We start from the raw sequence: 17,795 nt of genomic DNA on the forward strand, positions 1-17,795 counted from the left end.
CGTCACAATGAGGGGCGTGATCATTCCCGATATTCGCCCCGCAATCGTTCACACCGGGGTTCGGATACTGCTGGGCCGCACCAAACTCCGCACGGCCGAGGACACGCGGCGCGACGTCCACGCGACGACGCTGCGGCCGGCCTCGTTCAACCCGCCACCATCTCCGCTCCTGCGCGGGGTGCGGCTCTCCGCCGACCGCACGGGCGGATTTCCCGTCTTCACCGTCGAACCGGACAACGGGCGATACGGAAAGACTGTGGTCGACTTCCACGGCGGTGCCTATGTCCGCGAAATAACGTCCTTCCACTGGCTGTTCGCGCGCACCATCACCGCGGCGGCATCGGTCCGGCTTCTGCTACCGATCTACCCCCTCGCCCCGCACCGGACGGCCGCCCGCACCGTCGCCGATGCGGCCGACCTCGTCGAATCGGCAATCTCCGCCCGAGGCGCCGACAACGTGGCGGTGATCGGCGATTCCGCCGGTGGCGGGCTCGCGCTCGCCGCAGCGCAGGAACTCAAACGGAGGGGCGCACCCCAGCCGTCGCGGCTGATCCTTGTCGCCCCGTGGCTGGACGCCACCATGAGCGACCCCACTCAAGCCACCATCGAGAAGCGCGACATCCTCCTCGCGCGCGGAGGACTGGAAGAAGCCGGCCGACTCTACGCGGGAGACCTCGAGGTCACCGACTGGCGCGTCAGCCCCCTCTTCGGCGACCTCACCGGCCTCGCGCCCATGAGCGTGTACACCGGCACCCACGACATTCTCGTCACCGACTCCCGCGCGCTCACTCAGCGAGCACGCGAGGCCGGCACGACAGTCGACTACATCGAGGAGATCGGGATGCAGCACGACTACGCACTCTTCCCCCTGATCCGTCAGGCACGTGCCGCCCGCGAAGACATCGTCCGCATACTGCAAGCGTAACCACCGACGAGATAGAACACGTGTCAGATCTTCCGCCCGCGTCACCTCCCGCTGTAGCATTCGGGGATGAGTCGAGTAGGTAGCTACAGTGACGATGACGTGGCAGGTTGGCTGTCGATCTCACCCGAGCTGGGTGGTGCACTCGGCGCTTTCACGGACGCCGTGTACAACCGGAACCGGTTACCGTTACGGGTCCGGGAGATCGCGCGGATGGCGGTCGCGGAGGCCAATGAGTGCGCCGTGTGCCTCGGCACCCGCGACAGGAGTGGCGCCGATGCGGGGATCGACGAGCACTTCTACGATCACGTTCTCGAGTGGGAGTCGTGGCCCGGGTACAGCGCCGAGGAGCGGACGGCGGCGGAGTTCGCCCACCGGTTCGCCACCGATCACACGGCGCTCCGCGACGACGAAGACTTCTGGGCGCGGTGTCACGAGCATTTCACCGACGAGATCCTGACGGACCTGGCGCTGTCGTGCGCGTTGTGGCTGGGGACGGGCCGGGTACTGCGGGTGCTCGACATCGGTCAGACGTGCAAGCTCACGCTCTGAGCACTCCGGTTCTCATTCCCATTCCCGCTTCGGCAGGACGTCCTCCATGAACCTGCGCAACGCGGGGTTCCGGTTGTCCGACCGCCAGGCGGCGTTCATCTGGACGGGCCGGTCGCGGACGGCGGAGACGGGACGGAACACAACCCCCTCCGGGTGCATCGTCTGCGCGGATTCGGGCACGAGGGCCATGCCGAGCCCGGACCGGACGAGCACCAGCATGGTGTGCACCTGCGTGACGTACTGGACGTAGCGCGGAGAGGCGCCGACGATCGTGAACGTGCTGATGAGCAGTTCGTGGAAGTACCGCGCATCGACGGGCGAATACATGACGACGGGCTGATCGTCGAAGTCCTCCACGGCCAGCTGCTCGGCGTCGGCGAGGGGGTGACCGGCGGGCAGCGCGGCGACGAGCCGTTCGTGGTGGATGGGGCGGGTGTCGATGCCGGGGCGGGTGAGGATCGGGCGGATCAGCCCGAGGTCCAGTTCACCGCTGATCAACGATTCGATCTGCACGGAGGTGACCATTTCCCGCAGAACGACTTTCACGTCCGGGAGTCTGTCCCGGGCGGCCTCGAGCAACCTCGGCAGCACCGCGTGCGCGGACGCGCCGGTGAATCCGACGACGACGGTGCCGAGGTCACCGGCCGGGACGCGCCGCACCGTCAGTGCGGCACTCTCCGACAGGCTCAGGATGCGCCGGGCGTCGGGCAGGAACGCGGTACCGGCGGCGGTGAGGGTGACGGATCGGCTGGTGCGGTCGATCAACTGCACGCCGAGTTCGCTTTCGAGTTGCTGGATCTGACGGCTCAGCGGCGGCTGCGTCATGTGCAGGCGTTCGGCGGCGCGACCGAAGTGCAGTTCCTCCGCGACGGCGATGAAACACGACAGCCGCGCGAGGGAGAACATTCGATCCACTCCTTTGCCTCGGGGTGGACTCAATGTATCCCACCCCGAAGGCGCCGACCGAGACCGCGGTCGGCGCCTCCGATGAGACAGTTACCAGCGAGGGCAGGTGTTCTCGAACGTCGGATCCACCGACTGCATGTATCCGGTGTCGTCGCGGTCGCGCACCCCGCAGTCGAGGTACTGCTGGTGCAGGGCGGCGAGGGCGTCCTCGTCGATCTCCACACCGAGACCCGGCGTCGTCGGCACCGGGACCGCGCCGTCGACGAACTTCAGCACACCGGGCTTGACGACGTCCTCGGTCTTCCACGGCCAGTGCGTGTCACACGCGTACGTGAGGTTCGGTGTGGCGCCGGCGAGGTGCACCATCGCGGCCAGGCTGATGCCGAGATGCGAGTTGGAGTGCATCGACAGGCCCAGACCGAAGTTGTCGCAGATACCGGCGAGCAACCGCGACCGCTGCAGGCCACCCCAGTAGTGGTGATCCGACAGCACGACCTGGACCGAATCCTTCCGCACCGCGGGCTCGAGCTGATCGAAAGCGACGACGCACATGTTCGTCGCCAGCGGCATCTTCGCCTCCCGCGCGACCTCGGCCATGCCGTCGAGGCCCGGCGTCGGGTCCTCGAGGTATTCGACGATGCCGTCGAGTTCCGACGCGACCCTGATCGACGTGTCGACGGTCCACGCGGCGTTGGGGTCGAGGCGCAGCGGCAGGTCGGGGAACGCGGCACGCAGTGCCTTGATGCCGGCGATCTCTTCGTCCGGCGAGAACACGCCGCCCTTGACCTTGATGGCCTCGAAGCCGTACTCGCCGATCATCTTCTGCGCCTGACGGACCAGACCGTCGGGGTCGATCGCCTCGCCCCATTCGTCGGGCTCGGCGCCCGGGTGCCCGGCCCACTTGTAGAACAGGTAGGCGCTGAACGGGACGGCGTCGCGCACCTTGCCGCCGAGCAGATCGGACACCGGCCGGCCGAGCGCCTTGCCCTGCACGTCGAGGCACGCCACCTCGAACGGGGAGAACACGCGGTCGGTGGTGCTGGCCGTGGTGATCATGCCCGCGACACCGTCACCGCCCGTGACGGTCAGGGTCGCGACCTTCTCGTCGATCGCCGCGCGGATCGCGTTGAGCGCGAACACGTCGAGCCCGACGATCGCCTCGGCGGCCGCCTCGAGCCGGATGAGGTGGGCTGTGTCGGCGTAGGTTTCACCGAGGCCGACGAGCCCGCCGTCCGTGTCGAGCTGAATGATCGCACGCAGCGCGTAGGGCTGGTGCACGCCGACGGTGTTGAGGAGCGGCGGGTCGACGAACGCGACGGGAGTGATCCGCGCGCCGGTGATCCGGATGGGAGCGGCAGCCATCAGACTGCCGCCTGCACAGCCAGGGCGTCGGCGAGCACGGCGCGGCCGGCCGCGGTGATCTGCGCGAGTTCGAGCAGGTGGGCTTCGCTCGTCGGAACGAGCGGCGGCCGCACGGACCCGGCGTCGATACCTTCCATCGCGACACCCGACTTGATCAGCGACACCGCGTATCCGGGCACCTGGTCGCGCAGGCGCACCAGGGGGTGGAAGAAGTCGCGGAGCAGCGCGTCGGTGAGTTCCTCGTTGCCGGATTCGAGCGCCTCGTAGAACCCGAGAGCGAGTTCGGGCGCGAACGCGAACGTCGCGGACGAGTACAGCGTGACGCCGATCGCGCGGTACGCCTGCTGGGTGACCTCGGCGGTGGGCATGCCGTTGAAGAACAGGAACGGCTTGCCGGACGGGGCGAGCGCATCCTTCACCGCACGCACGATGCGGCCCACCTTGTCGAGATCACCGGTGCCGTCCTTGAACCCGACCACGGTCGGGAACTGCGCGACCTCCACGGCGGCCGCCTCGTCGAACCGGGCGTTACCGCGGTTGTAGACGACGAGCGGGAGATCGGTGGTGTCGGCGACCGCGCGGGTGTACTCCACCAGACCGGCCTGCGGCATCGTCACCAGGTACGGCGGGAGCAGCAGGATGCCGTCGGCGCCATTCTCCTTCGCGCTGGCGGCGAATTCCTTGGCCTGCTGCACCGAGCCGCCGGCCCCGGCGAACACGGGGACGCGTCCGGCGACGACCTCGGTGGCCCTGGCGACGATCTTGCCGAACTCCTCCAGCCCGAGGGCGTGGAATTCGCCGGTGCCGCAGGCGATGAAGACGCCTCCGGGGCCGGCGTCGACGCCCTTGGCAACGTGCTCGGCGAGCCGGTCGTAGTCGACGTCGCCGGATGCGGTGAACGGGGTGACGGGGAAGAACAAGACGCCGTCGAGCATGGGGAACTCCTTCACGAAGGGAAAATCAGGCTTGGGTGAGTCGGCCGTCGATGCGACGCCACAACTGGTCGGGGTTGCCGTCGGCGATGGCGGCGGGGAGCAGCGAGCTCGGAACATCCTGGTAGGCAACGGGACGCAGGAACCGTTCGATCGCCAGCGAGCCGACGGACGTGGTACGCGAGTCGGAGGTCGCGGGATGCGGGCCACCGTGCACCATCGCGTGGCCGACCTCGACCCCGGTGGGCCAGCCGTTGAACAGGATCCGGCCGGCCTTGAGCTCGAGGACGGGCAGCAGCCGTCCGGCCTCGTCGAGATCGGCGTCGTCGACGTGGACGGTCGCGGTCAACTGGCCTTCCAGCTGCGCCGCCACGGCACGCACCTGCTCGGCGTCGCGGCACTTGACGATCAGACTGGACGAACCGAATACCTCCTGCTGCAACACCTCCGAACCCAGGAACGTGTCGGCGTCGCTGCTGAACAGGGCGGCCCGGCACGAATTGGGTGCGTCGGACTCGACGCCGCGGGCCTCCACGGTGGCCGCACCCTCGAGGGCGGCGACACCGTCGGCGTAGGAGCCGGCGATGACCGGAGTGAGCATCGGCGTCGGCACCGCCTCGGCGACCGCGGCATTCGCGGCCGCGACGAACTCGGCGAGTCCGGGACCGTCGACGGCGATGACGAGTCCGGGGTTGGTGCAGAACTGGCCGGACCCGAGCGTCAGCGACCCGACGAACGCGCGGCCGAGGTCGGCGCCGCGGGTGGCGAGGGCGTTCTCGAGAAGGAATACCGGGTTGATCGAACTCATCTCGGCGTACACCGGGATGGGTTCCGGACGTCCGGCGGCAGCGGCGACCAGAGCGGTTCCACCGGAACGGGATCCGGTGAATCCGACGGCCTTGATGCGCGGGTCGGTGACCAGTGCGGTGCCGAGCCCGCGGCCCGAGCCGAACAGCAGGGAGAACGTGCCCGCGGGCATGCCGGTGCTCGTGACGGCGTCGGCGATGGCGCGGCCGACGAGTTCGGAGGTGCCGGGGTGCGCGTCGTGAGCCTTCACGACGACGGGGCAGCCCGCAGCCAGCGCGGACGCGGTGTCGCCGCCGGCCACGGAGAAGGCGAGGGGGAAGTTGCTCGCGCCGAACACCGCGACGGGTCCGAGCGGTACCTTCCGCTGCCGGATGTCGGCACGGGGCAGGGGCGTCCGGTCGGGCATCGCGGGATCGATGCGGGCACCGTTCCAGCCACCGTCACGCAGGACGCCGGCGAACAGCCGCAGCTGTCCGGACGTGCGGCCCACCTCACCGGTGATACGGCCCTGGGGAAGTCCGGATTCGGCGCAGGCCCGTGCGATGAGCGTCTCGCCGAGGGCCTCGATGTTGTCGGCGATCGCCTCGAGGAACTGGGCGCGCTTATCGCTGCTCGTTGCGCGGAACGGCGCGAACGCCTCGGCGGCGGCGGCGCAGGCGGCGTCGACGTCTCGTTCGTCACCGTGCGCGAAGCCCGGTTCCAGCCGGCCGTCGGTGGTGGGGTCGATGCCGTGGATCGTCGTGCCGGAACCCTGGACGGGCTTCCCTGCGATGATCATCTGTCCGGTCACGTCGGTCCGGTTCACCGTTGCTGTCATGATTCAGTCCTCGAGTTCTCGTCTGCGTTTCGTATGTGCCGGTGAGAGGTCACTTGGCTGCCACGGTGGGCTCGTCGGAGCCCACCTCTGGCAGGTCGGCGACGTCGTCGATGTCTTCCTTGTCGCGCCGGAAGTACGTCACCGCCGCGGCGGCGGCCAGGGCGAAGAGCGACAACACGACGAGGCCGATCGTCACCGTGCCGGTCTGCTCCTTGATCACTCCGAAGCCGAACGGGGCCACGAAGCCACCCAGGTTGCCCAGCGAGTTGATGATCGCGATCGCCGGCGCCAGCACCATCGGGTGGAGTGTGCGCTGCGGAATGGACCAGAACAGCGGGCTCGCGCTCTTGAATCCCATCGTCGCGACGCACAGCAGCGGAAGCGCCAGCCAGGGCGTGACGAACGCGGCGGCCATCGTGCCGATACCGCCGATGAGCAGCGCGGCGACGAGGTAGGGCTTGTGCCGTCCGGTGCGGTCGGCGGAGCGGTTGGAGTAGTACATCGCGAAGATCGCGCAGATCCACGGCAGCGAGGAGAGCAGCCCGACGGTGACGTCGGTGGTGCCCGGGATGCGGCGGATGATCGACGGGAGCCAGAACGTGTTGGCGTAGATCGCCATGGTGATCGCGAAGAAGATGCCGCAGCACACCAGGATCCGCGGCTGCAGGAGCAGCTTCCAGCGCGAGCCCGACTCGCCGCGCTTCGCGGACGCCTCGCTGCGCAGCACGTCCTCCTCGGCGATGACGGCCTGCAGGTCGTGCTTCTCCGGGCCGGTGAGCCACTTCGCGTCGTCGATCTTCGAGTCGAGCAGGCGGTAGGCGATGCATCCGACGACGACGGACAGCAGTCCCTCCAGCGCGAACATCCACTGCCAGCCGTGATGTCCGCCGAGTCCGTCGAGGGACAGCAGCGGTCCGGACAGCGGTCCCGAGATGGCGGCCGCGATGGAGGATCCGGCGATGAACAGTGCCGTGGCGCGGCTGCGGTGGTTGTTCGGCAGCCACCGGGTGAAGTAGAAGATGATGGCCGGGAAGAAGCCGGCCTCGGCGACACCGAGGAGGAACCGCAGGGCGTAGAACATCTCCGGGCCGTTGACGAACGCCATCGCCGCGGACACCAGGCCCCACGAGATCATGATGCGGGTGAGCCACACCTTGGCGCCGAACTTCTCCATGAGCACGTTCGACGGCAGTTCGAAGATTGCATAGGCGATGAAGAAGACACCCGCACCGAAGCCGTACGCCGCAGCACCGATTCCCACGTCCGCCTCGAGATGCGTCTGCGCGTAGCCGATGTTGGATCTGTTGAGCTGGTTGCAGATGAGCATGACGATGAACAGCGGGACGACGCGACGGAAGATCTTGGAGACCGCGCTGTCGACTGCCGGGGAAACGGCGAGGGGGAGGGTCATCGGTGACTCCTCTCTGTGTGCTGGCGCTGGTGGTACGGGGAACGTTGGAGGACTCCGATCACGCCCGGCTACCAGGCGTGACCTGAGTCATAGGAATCACGCTAGAGGCATGTTCGATACATGTCCAAGTCAAAGATTCTCGTTATCGATGCCGAAGTTGAATCGACGTGGTTCCTGTAGTTTTCCTACGGTGAGCGCCGACGCAGTCACCTTCGAGTTCGTCCGCACGACCCGCGAATTCTTCCCCCAACTGCAACGATGGCTCCGCGAACCGCACGTCGCGCGGTTCTGGAACCACGACGCCGCGGACGCCGACATCGAGCGCGACTTCGGCGGCAGTATCGACGGCACCGAGCCCTGCGAGGACTTCCTCGTCCTACGCGACGGCGTGCCGTTCGGATTCATCCAGCGGTACCGGATCGCGGACTACCCCGAGGACCTCGCGCTCCTCACGGCCCTCGTCGAGATCCCGCCGGGAAGCATCTCCATCGACTACTACGTCGGCGACCCGCAACACACCGGACAGGGACTGGGAACCGCGATGATCAGCGCGTTCGTCGCCAAGTGCCGCGCCGACCTACCCGATGCCACCGCGATCGTCGTCCCCGTCGTCGTCCCCAACCGGGCGTCGTGGCGCGCGCTCGAGAAGGCCGGCTTCCGCCGCGTCGGCGAGGGCTACCTGCCGCCGGACAACCCCATCGACGACGGCGCCCACTACATCAGCAGGCTCGATCTGGACGAGTTCCGGAAGATTCAGCCGGCGTCGCCCGACCGCTGAGCGCGCCAGCGGCTCGGGCTGCACCCGAACCGCCCGCTGAACCAGCGCGAGAAGTTACTGGGCGCCGAGAACGCCAGCACGTCCGCGATCTCGGTGAGACTCAGGCGGGGATTCGCGACCATCCGTTCGGCGAGTTCGACGCGGGTCGCGTCGAGGACGGTCGAGAACGTCTCCCCACTCTCGGCGAGGCGGCGATGCACCGTTCGCCGGTCGACCCCCAGACTGCGAGCCACTTGCTCGACGGAACAGCGGCCCGTCGGCAGCAGTAGTTCGATCAGCTCGCGGACCCGGCTCACGATCGTCACGTCGTCCGACGGCTCCCAGGACTCGAGGAGTTGCTGGGTGTAGCGACGGAGCAGTGGATCGGACATCTTGTTCGGCTCAGCCAGGTTGCCGGCGTCGATGACGATGCCTGCGAACTCGTGGTCGAAGTTCACTACCGGCCCGAACAGACGCCGGTGGGTCGCCGCGTCCGCAGGAGCCGGATGAGGGAAGCAGACGGCGAGCGGTTTCCAGCCGCCCCCGAGGAAGCCGCGCAGCAGCCGGTGCAGCACTCCGACCGCCAGTTCCACCGACTGCCGTGTCTCGGTTGCCTCCCCCACGTCCAGTTCGACACGCAACGTCGCGAGACCGTTCGACTCGGACATCCGCGTCTGCAACGCCTCGTTGTACGTGTGCGTGTACCGCGTGAGCACGCGCAGGGCGCTGCGGACGTCGGGCTCCTCGCGCACGACGAGGCTGAGCGGGCCAAGGTTGGAGAACTGCCGGCGCTCGGCGAGGCGCACCCCGAAGTCTGCGTGCCCGGACGCCTCCACCGACTGCTCGAGCAGGTGCGCGATCGCCGCGGCCGGGATCCATCGGTCTTGCAGTGCGAGGCCGGACGGATCAAGGCCGGCGGACCTCATCAACGGCACCGGATCGACGCCGAGCGACCGGCACAGCTCGAGGTATCCGTTCAGCGACGCGTAGCGCGCAAGGGGTTTCATGCCACCTCCAATGCCCTGTCCCGAAATGATAGGCCGTCTGTCCCGTCAGGATAAGCAATCGACCGGGTGCGCCCGTACTGTTAGGTGCATCACAGAAGCGCTCGGAGAGGTGATCCGCCACACCGGGCCACCCCCGCCCCGCCCGACCGCGACCGGTCCGGCGGCGGCACCGCACCGATCATCACATCGAAGGAGAAATACTGTGGCACAGGCTGTTCGGTTCTACGAGCACGGCGCTCCGGAAGTCATGAAGTGGGAGAACGTCGAGGTCGGGGAGCCCGGGCCCCACGGGGTGCGGATCCGGCACGAAGCCGTCGGACTGAACTTCGCCGACACCTACTTCCGCACCGGCCTGTACCCGGCCGAGTTGCCCGCGGGCATGGGAGTGGAGGCGGCCGGTGTCGTCGAGGAAGTCGGCTCCGGCGTGACCCACGTGCAGGTCGGCGACCGCGTCACCTACACGGGCAGCCCCCTCGGCGCCTACAGCACCGAACGCGTGATGCCGGCCGCACCGCTGATCCCGCTGCCCGAAGCGATCCGCTTCGACACCGCGGCCGCGATGACAATGCGCGGTCTGACCACGGCCTACCTGCTGCGGCGCATCCACCCGCTGAAGGCGGGCGACACCGTGCTCCTGCACGCCGCGGCCGGCGGCGTCGGCCTGATCTTCACGCAGTGGGCAAAGTTGCTGGGCATCAACGTGATCGGCACCGTGTCCACCGACGAGAAGGCCGCGATCGCTCGCGCCCACGGGTGTGAGCACGTGATCGTCTACACCCGGGAGAACGTCGCCGAGCGGGTTCGGGAAATCACCGACGGTGTCGGCGTCCCCGTCGTGTACGACAGCATCGGCGAGTCCACGTTCCAGACGTCGCTCGACTGCCTCGCCCGGCGCGGACTGCTGGTGTGCTTCGGAACGGCCTCCGGACCGATTCCTCCGATCAACGCGATGCAGTTGGCTGTCAAGGGTTCACTGTTCGTCACCCGACCCGCGCTCGCCGACTACATCGCCGACCCGGCGGAGCGCGCCGAACTCGCCGGTGAACTCTTCGGGCACGTCGAGGCCGGCCGGATCCGGATCGAGATCAACCAGAGCTACGGGCTCGAGGACGCCGTCCAGGCGCACCACGATCTCGAATCCGGCCGCAGCATCGGCTCCTCCGTGTTCCGACTCTGACAGCGCGCCACCACATTCACCCCGACGGAGACACCACCATGACCGACACCGCGCAACTGACCTACTCGCCCGAACCGCACACGATCCTCTCCCCTTCCGGATCCTTCCGATTCGCACCGCTCACCTGCTCGATCGGCGCCGAACTGTTCGACGTGAACCTCGGTGACGCCGCCCGCGACGACGCCCTGTTCGCCGAACTGCGGGAACTGCTGCTCGAGTACAAGGTTTTGTTCCTCCGCGACCAGGACATGTCCCGCGCCGAGCACGTGGCGCTGGCCGAACGGTTCGGCCCGCTCGAGGACCACCCCGCCGTGGGGAGCGACCCCGACCACCCGGGGCTGGTGCAAATCTACAAGGACCTCGACAGCCCGGCCGAGCACTACGAGAACGCCTTTCACTGCGACGCCACCTGGCGGGAGAACCCGCCGATGGGCTGCGTGCTCCGCTGCGTGGAGACGCCCCCGATCGGCGGAGACACCATCTGGGTGAACATGGCCCTGGCGTACGAGAAGCTTCCCGAGCAGGTCAAGAAGCAGATCGACGGACTCCGCGCCCGGCACAGCATCGAGGCGTCCTTCGGTGCCGCGCAGCCGCCGGAACAGCGGCACGCGCTGCACGAGAGGTTCCCCGACGCCGAGCACCCCGTGGTGCGCACGCACCCCGAGACCGGCGAAAAGATCTTGTTCGTCAACGCTTTCGCGACCCACTTCGTCAATTACCACACCCCGGAGAACATCCGGTACGGCATCGACTACGCGCCCGGCAGCAGCAACCTGCTCAACTACCTGATCAGCCAGGCGTCGATTCCCGAGTACCAGGTGCGGTGGCGGTGGACCCCGAACAGTGTGGCGATCTGGGACAACCGGTCCACCCAGCACTACGCGGTCCAGGACTACTGGCCCGCCGTCCGCAAGATGGAGCGCGCCGGCATCGTCGGCGACCGGCCCTTCTGAATTACTCACTGCCCCTTTTCATCAGATCCGATTTCGAACGGAGAACACCATGCACTTCCACGACGACGCCCTCTTCCCCGAGACCCAGGAGAAGCTGGTCATCACCTGTGCCCCGTACGGTCCCGAGTGGGAGCCGGACGACTTCCGCGAAGACCTGCCGCTGACGATGGACGAGCACGTCCAGAAGGCGGTGGACTGCTACGAGGCCGGCGCCACCGTCCTGCACATCCACGTCCGCGAACTCGACGGCAAGGGCTCCAAGCGGCTCTCGAAGTTCAACGAGTTGCTCGCCGGACTCCGCCAGGCGGTGCCTGACATGATCCTGCAGGTCGGCGGATCGATCTCCTTCGCACCCGAAGGCGAAGGAGCGGATGCGAAGTGGCTCTCTGACGACACCCGGCACATGCTGGCCGACCTCGATCCCGCACCCGACCAGGTGACGATCGCGATCAACACCTCTCAGATGAACATCATGGAACTCATGACCGCCGACGACATCGCCGGCACCTCGATGGAGCGGCCCGAGCTCGCCGAGGCGTACCGGGAGATGACGGTCCCGGCAGGCCCCGCGTGGGTCGAGGAGCATCTGCGTCGCCTGCAGGCGGCCGGAATTCAGCCGCACTTCCAGCTCTCGAGCATCCCCCAGCTCGAGACCGTCGAGCGGCTCATCCGGCGCGGGATCTACACCGGCCCGCTCAACCTGACCTGGGTCGGCATCGGCGGCGGCTTCGACGGCCCCAACCCGTACAACATCATGAACTTCATCCAGCGAGTCCCGGACGGCGCCTGCCTGACCCTCGAGACCCTGATGCGCAGCGTGCTGCCGGTCAACGCGATGGCGATCGCGATGGGCCTGCACCCCCGTTGCGGTAACGAGGACACCATCTGGGGACGCAAGGGCGAGAAGATGACCTCCGTCCAGCAGATCGAGCAGTTGGTCCGCGTCGCGGGTGAACTGGGCCGCGAGGTGGCCACCGGCAAGGAGGCCCGCGACATCTACCGGATCGGCCAGACCTACGCCGATGCCGACGAAACCCTCGCCAAGCTCGGCTACGCGCCCAACCGCCGTCCCGGCCAGGTGGGCTTCACCCACCACGCCTGAGTTCCGGCGCCGGGGGGATCTCGGTCACGACCGGGGAGAGAGCGGGTAGATCGCTGCCCGCTCTCTCCCCCACCCCTTTATCACTCCTGACGGCCATAGGAGGCCTCATGGGACTGCCTGCCACCACCGCCCTGAACACCACCACCCCGAATACCACCACCGGGAGCACCGCTCCGGCCTCCCGGTCCCGGTTCTATCCGTGGATCGTCTTCGCACTCACCTTCGGTCTGCTGCTGTCGGACTACATGTCCCGGCAGGTCCTCAGTGCCGTCTTCCCGCTCCTCAAAACCGAATGGACACTGACCGATTCACAGCTGGCGTCGCTCAGCAGCGTCGTCGCGCTGATGGTCGGACTGCTGACCCTCCCGCTGTCGCTGCTCGCCGACCGGTGGGGTCGCGTGAAGAGCCTGCTCCTGATGGCCGTGCTCTGGAGCCTCGCAACCCTGCTCTGCGCCGTGGCGAGCAGCTACGAGCAGATGCTCGGGGCCCGCTTCCTGGTCGGCGTGGGTGAAGCCGCGTACGGCAGCGTCGGCATCGCGGTGGTTCTCAGCGTGTTCGCCCCGCGAGTGCACTCCACGCTCAGCGGCGCCTTCATGGGCGGCGGATCGTTCGGGTCCGTGATCGGCGTCGCCCTCGGCGGCGTGATCGCCGTCAACCTCGGCTGGCGCTGGTCGTTCGCCGCGATGGCCGTCTTCGGGCTCATGCTCGTCGCCCTGTTCCGGGCTCTGGTCTCCGAACGCAAACTTGCTCAGCATGCGGCCGACGACGACCCTGCCGACACACCCGGCCCCGCCGGATTCCGGGCGCCGATCGCGAGCCTGTTCACCACCCCCGCCGTCGTGTTCGCCTACATCGGTGGTGGTCTCCAGATGTTCACCGCAGGTGTGCTTCTGGCGTGGCTGCCGAGTTTCTTCAACCGGTCCTACGGTCTCGCCCTCGACAAGGCCGGTGCGATGGCCTCGATCTTCGTCCTGCTCGTCGGCAGCGGCATGGTGGTGTGCGGCATCATCACCGACCGCGTGAGCCGCAACGATCCCGCTCGGAAATGGACCACCGCGGTGGTCTTCGGAGTGCTCTCCCTCGTCTTCCTCGGCGCCGGGTTCCAGTTGCCGACCGGCACGTCCCAACTGGTCCTGATCGGTATCGGTGCCTTCTTCTCCGCCGGCTCGTCCGGCCCCATCGCCGCGATGGTCGCGAACCTCACCCACTCGTCGGTGCGCGCCTCGGCCTTCGGCACGCTCACCCTCGCCAACAACCTCCTCGGACTGGCACTGGGACCCTTCGTCGTCGGGGTGCTTGCCGACCGCTTCGGGCTCGTCACTGCCTTGCAGATCGCTCCCCTGATCTACATCGTCGCGATCATCGCCCTCGTCCTCGGCAAGCGCGCCTACCCGGCCGGACGCCGCAAGCTCGCCGCCCTCACCACCGCACCCGCCTGATCCACCTCCGAAGAACTGGAGTCGACCGTGACCACCTCCACCTCCACCGCACCGACCGTGGTGATCGTGCCCGGACTGCGGGACCACGTCGCCGACCACTGGCAGACCTTGCTCGCCGAGAGACTCGACACCGCGCGGACGGTGCCGCCGCTCGAACGGGACAAGCTCAGCCTCGCGGCCCGGGTCGCCGCCCTCGACGCCGTCGTCGCCGACATCGACGGCCCGGTCGTGCTGGTCGCTCACAGTGCGGGAGTGGCGATCACCGTCCACTGGGCGCAGCAGTCCACCCGCCCGGTCCAGGGCGCCCTGCTGGTCACCCCACCGGACCTCGAGGAACCACTGCCCGCGGGGTATCCCACCCCCGGGGAACTCGAGCAGGGTGGCTGGGATCCCGTCCCCCGGGGCCGGCTGCCGTTCCCCAGCGTCGTCGCCGCCAGCACCAACGATCCGATGGCCCGATTCCGTCGGGTCGCCGGGATGGCCGAGTCGTGGGGCAGCAAGCTCGTCGACCTCGGCGCGGTCGGCCACCTCAATCCCGCCGCCGGCTACGGGTACTGGCCGTACGCCGAGGAACTGCTTCGGGAACTGATCGAGAGCACGGTCGTCCCCGGCCTCGCGAACGCAGATGCCCGATGACGCGCAAAGTGTTCGGTTCGGCCGCCGACGCCGTCGCGGACATCGGGCCCGGTGCGTCGCTGGCGGTCGGCGGGTTCGGGTTGTGCGGCATCCCGGACGAGCTGATCGCCGCGATCGCCGCCGGTGACGCCACCGACCTGGAGGTGTACTCCAACAACTGCGGCGTCGACGACCGCGGGCTCGGGATCCTGCTCACCCGCAACCGGATTCGCCGCGTCACCGCGTCATATGTCGGGGAGAACAAGGAATTCGCCCGCCAGTACCTGTCGGGTGAACTCGAGGTCGAACTGACGCCGCAGGGCACCCTGGCCGAGAAGCTGCGAGCCGGCGGTGCGGGGATCCCCGCGTTCTTCACCCCTGCCGGGGTCGGAACGCCCGTGTCCGACGGCGGGCTGCCGTGGCGGTACGCAGCCGACGGATCGGTGGCCGTCGCGTCTCCGCCGAAGGAGGTCCGCGAATTCGCAGGCCGCCAGTACGTGCTCGAGGAGTCGATCACTGCCGACTTCGCACTCGTCCACGCCCGCATCGGCGACGCCGAAGGCAACCTCGTCTTCGCGAAGGCCGCAGGCAACTTCAACCCGCTCGCCGCGATGGCCGGCCGCATCTGTATCGCACAGGTCGAGCAGCTCGTCGAGCCCGGGGTCCTCGACCCGGCGCGGGTGCACCTGCCGGGGATCTTCGTCGACCGCATCGTCCACACCGGGACTCAGGACAAGCAGATCGAGAAGCGCACCGTCGCCGCGAGGAAGGACTGACATGACCACCATCGTCGAGACGATCGGCTGGACCCGCGAGGACATGGCAGCCCGTGCCGCCCGGGAACTGTCGCCGGGTGAGTACGTCAACCTCGGTATCGGGCTGCCCACGCTGATCCCGAACTTCCTGCCCGCGGGGTTCGACGTGACGCTGCACAGCGAGAACGGCATCCTCGGCACCGGACCGTATCCGGACGAGGACGCGGTGGATGCGGATCTGATCAACGCAGGCAAGGAAACGGTCACCGTCAACGCGGGCGCGTCGTTCTTCGATTCGGCGCTCAGCTTCGGGATGATCCGCGGCGCCCACATCGACACCGCCGTCCTCGGCGGAATGCAGGTCTCCGCGGCAGGCGACCTCGCGAACTGGATGGTTCCGGGAAAGATGGTCAAGGGCATGGGCGGTGCGATGGACCTCGTGCACGGCGCCCGCAAAGTCATCGTGGTCATGGAGCACTGCGACAAGTCCGGGGCCCCGAAGATCGTCGAACGCTGCACCCTGCCTCTCACCGGGCGCGGTGTCGTGCACCGGATCATCACCAACCTGGCCGTCGTCGACGTCACCGACTCCGGTCTCGTGTTGCGCGAGTGCGCGCCCGGGGTCAGCGAAGACCTGGTGCGCGCCGCCACCGCAGCGGCGCTGTCGTAGCGCTTCTCCCACCACCTTCCCACCACGAGAAAGTCTCCCGTGCTCAACCTTTCCGTCCTTCTCGAAGACTCTGCCCGCCGATTCCCCGACCGTGACGCCTTGATTCTCGGCGACACACGGATGACCTACGCCGACCTCGACGCCCGGTCGAACCAGGTCGCGAACCTGCTGATGTCGTGCGGCATCGAACCCGGCGACAAGGTCGCGCTCTCCTGCCCCAACATCCCCCAGTTCCCGGTCGTCTACTACGGCATCCTCAAGGCCGGTGCCGTGGTCGTACCGCTCAACGTGCTGCTCAAGGACCGCGAGATCGCTTATCACCTCGCAGATTCCGATGCCAAGGCGTACTTCTGCTACGACGGCACCCCCGACCTGCCGATGGGCGAGTACGGGCGCTCCGCGTTCACGCAGAGTCCGCACTGCCGCAGCATGTTCCGCATCACCGCCGACCCGAAGGCACCCGCCTCGATCGACGGCATCGGAACGCTCGCGGACGCCGTCGCGGATCGCGACATCGAGTGCGAGACCGTGGTCCGCGAACCCGGGGACACCGCGGTCATCCTCTACACGAGCGGGACCACCGGAAAACCCAAGGGCGCCGAGCTCACCCACGCCAACATGGTGCTGAACGCGCTGACCGCCAATCGTCTCTTCGACAGCACACCGGCCACCCACGACCGGTACCTGGTGACCCTGCCGCTGTTCCACTCGTTCGGCCAGACCGTCACCCTCAACGCCGGAATCTCGGTCGGGGCGACCCTCGTGCTGCTGCCCCGGTTCGAGGCCGCCGCCGCACTCGATCTCATCGAACGGGAGAACATCACCGTATTCGCCGGGGTGCCCACCATGTACTGGGGTCTGCTCGGCGCCCTCGACGAACACCCCGCCGACATCGACCGCATCGCCGGCAACATGCGACTCGCGATCTCCGGTGGCGCCGCGCTGCCGGTGGAGATCCTCACCCGGTTCGCCGACCGCTTCGGTGTCCAGATCCTCGAGGGATACGGACTGTCCGAGACCTCGCCGCTCGCGACGTTCAGCGATCCCGGCGGCGATCCACGGCCCGGATCGATCGGTGTCCCCGTGTGGGGAATCGAGGCCCGGCTCGTCGACAAGAACTGGAACACCGTCACCGGAGCCGGTGACATCGGCGAGATCGCGTTGCGCGGGCACAACATCATGAAGGGCTACTACAACCGCCCGGCCGCCACGGCAGAAGTGCTGCGGGACGGCTGGTTCCGGACCGGCGACCTCGCCCGCGTCGACGACGACGGCTTCTACTACATCGTCGACCGGGCCAAGGACCTGATCGTGCGCGGCGGATTCAACGTGTACCCCCGTGAGATCGAAGAAGTCCTCCTCGGCCACGACGCCATTTCTCTCGCCGCCGTCGTCGGCGTCCCCGACGACAGTCACGGCGAGGAGATCAAGGCCTACGTCATCCTCGAGCCCGGCGCACGGGTCACCGCGGACGAGGTGATCGCCTGGGCCAAGCAGCAGATGGCGAGCTACAAGTACCCCCGCACCGTCGAATTCGTCACCACCCTTCCCATGACCGCCACCGGCAAGATCCTCAAACGCGAACTCGGCCGCGCCCCGGCCGCACTCTGA

General features: G+C 67.9%; 17 protein-coding genes. 11 read left to right on the plus strand and 6 right to left on the minus strand.

Annotated elements, in window-relative coordinates; all coding sequences use genetic code 11:
- The first annotated feature begins 7 nt into the window (after positions 1-7).
- Together QM841_RS36710 and QM841_RS36715 are read left to right on the plus strand one after the other, a co-directional pair.
- Positions 8-925 carry an alpha/beta hydrolase fold domain-containing protein gene (locus QM841_RS36710; RefSeq protein WP_283335783.1) on the plus strand — a complete coding sequence of 306 codons (918 nt, stop codon included), beginning with the start codon at positions 8-10 and terminating at the stop codon, positions 923-925.
- A gap of 66 nt (positions 926-991) precedes the next feature.
- Entirely contained in the window at positions 992-1,474 is a 483-nt protein-coding gene (locus QM841_RS36715; RefSeq protein WP_029539728.1) for a carboxymuconolactone decarboxylase family protein, read from the plus strand.
- Positions 1,475-1,486: 12 nt separating this feature from the next.
- Here QM841_RS36715 and QM841_RS36720 read toward each other — a convergent pair whose 3' ends face one another.
- From QM841_RS36720 to QM841_RS36740, 5 genes are all read right to left on the minus strand, one after another.
- Positions 1,487-2,380, minus strand: coding sequence for a LysR family transcriptional regulator (locus QM841_RS36720; RefSeq protein ID WP_283335784.1), 894 nt, complete (start codon positions 2,378-2,380; stop codon positions 1,487-1,489).
- A 90-nt stretch (positions 2,381-2,470) separates the two neighbouring features.
- The gene (locus QM841_RS36725) at positions 2,471-3,742 is read right to left on the minus strand and encodes a glucarate dehydratase family protein (RefSeq protein WP_283335785.1); all 1,272 of its coding nucleotides are present in this window, start codon (positions 3,740-3,742) and stop codon (positions 2,471-2,473) included.
- Positions 3,742-4,677 (minus strand): 5-dehydro-4-deoxyglucarate dehydratase, encoded by a 936-nt coding sequence (locus tag QM841_RS36730; protein ID WP_280782839.1) that lies wholly within the window; start codon positions 4,675-4,677, stop codon positions 3,742-3,744. Before QM841_RS36730 ends, QM841_RS36725 begins: the two co-directional genes overlap by 1 nt.
- Positions 4,678-4,702: 25 nt before the next feature.
- Positions 4,703-6,298, minus strand: a complete 1,596-nt coding sequence (locus tag QM841_RS36735) for an aldehyde dehydrogenase (NADP(+)) (RefSeq protein WP_283335786.1) — start codon at positions 6,296-6,298, stop codon at positions 4,703-4,705.
- 49 nt (positions 6,299-6,347) lie between these two features.
- Positions 6,348-7,709 carry an MFS transporter gene (locus QM841_RS36740; protein ID WP_061044312.1) on the minus strand — a complete coding sequence of 454 codons (1,362 nt, stop codon included), beginning with the start codon at positions 7,707-7,709 and terminating at the stop codon, positions 6,348-6,350.
- A 190-nt stretch (positions 7,710-7,899) separates the two neighbouring features.
- On the opposite strand from QM841_RS36740, the gene QM841_RS36745 reads away from it, so the two are divergent.
- Positions 7,900-8,487: a GNAT family N-acetyltransferase gene (locus tag QM841_RS36745; RefSeq protein ID WP_283335787.1), complete on the plus strand. Its 588-nt coding sequence runs from the start codon at positions 7,900-7,902 to the stop codon at positions 8,485-8,487.
- Here the strand turns inward: QM841_RS36745 and QM841_RS36750 are convergent.
- Positions 8,463-9,473 carry an AraC family transcriptional regulator gene (locus tag QM841_RS36750; RefSeq protein WP_283335788.1) on the minus strand — a complete coding sequence of 337 codons (1,011 nt, stop codon included), beginning with the start codon at positions 9,471-9,473 and terminating at the stop codon, positions 8,463-8,465. The two genes, QM841_RS36745 and QM841_RS36750, sit on opposite strands and share 25 nt — an antisense overlap.
- A 202-nt stretch (positions 9,474-9,675) precedes the next feature.
- Here QM841_RS36750 and QM841_RS36755 point away from each other — a divergent pair, with 202 nt between their 5' ends.
- From QM841_RS36755 to QM841_RS36790, 8 genes are all read left to right on the plus strand, one after another.
- Positions 9,676-10,650, plus strand: a complete 975-nt coding sequence (locus QM841_RS36755) for a quinone oxidoreductase family protein (RefSeq protein ID WP_283335789.1) — start codon at positions 9,676-9,678, stop codon at positions 10,648-10,650.
- A 38-nt stretch (positions 10,651-10,688) separates the two neighbouring features.
- A complete protein-coding gene (locus QM841_RS36760; protein WP_283335790.1) occupies positions 10,689-11,603 on the plus strand; it encodes a TauD/TfdA dioxygenase family protein in 915 nt (304 codons plus the stop codon).
- Between the two features lie 49 nt (positions 11,604-11,652).
- Entirely contained in the window at positions 11,653-12,705 is a 1,053-nt protein-coding gene (locus QM841_RS36765) for a beta-keto acid cleavage family enzyme (protein ID WP_283335791.1), read from the plus strand.
- A gap of 107 nt (positions 12,706-12,812) precedes the next feature.
- Positions 12,813-14,144 carry an MFS transporter gene (locus tag QM841_RS36770; protein ID WP_283335792.1) on the plus strand — a complete coding sequence of 444 codons (1,332 nt, stop codon included), beginning with the start codon at positions 12,813-12,815 and terminating at the stop codon, positions 14,142-14,144.
- A gap of 27 nt (positions 14,145-14,171) precedes the next feature.
- Positions 14,172-14,780 carry an RBBP9/YdeN family alpha/beta hydrolase gene (locus tag QM841_RS36775; RefSeq protein ID WP_283335793.1) on the plus strand — a complete coding sequence of 203 codons (609 nt, stop codon included), beginning with the start codon at positions 14,172-14,174 and terminating at the stop codon, positions 14,778-14,780.
- The gene (locus tag QM841_RS36780; RefSeq protein WP_283335794.1) at positions 14,777-15,535 is read left to right on the plus strand and encodes a CoA transferase subunit A; all 759 of its coding nucleotides are present in this window, start codon (positions 14,777-14,779) and stop codon (positions 15,533-15,535) included. The genes QM841_RS36775 and QM841_RS36780 overlap by 4 nt, the downstream gene beginning before the upstream one ends.
- A gap of 1 nt (position 15,536) precedes the next feature.
- Positions 15,537-16,184, plus strand: a complete 648-nt coding sequence (locus QM841_RS36785) for a CoA transferase subunit B (protein ID WP_283335795.1) — start codon at positions 15,537-15,539, stop codon at positions 16,182-16,184.
- A 39-nt stretch (positions 16,185-16,223) separates the two neighbouring features.
- On the plus strand, positions 16,224-17,795 hold the full coding sequence (locus tag QM841_RS36790) for a long-chain-fatty-acid--CoA ligase (protein ID WP_283335796.1): 1,572 nt from the start codon (positions 16,224-16,226) through the stop codon (positions 17,793-17,795).

The sequence above is a fragment of the Rhodococcus sp. IEGM 1307 genome (assembly GCF_030056915.1).
GTDB lineage: Bacteria > Actinomycetota > Actinomycetes > Mycobacteriales > Mycobacteriaceae > Rhodococcus_F > Rhodococcus_F opacus_D.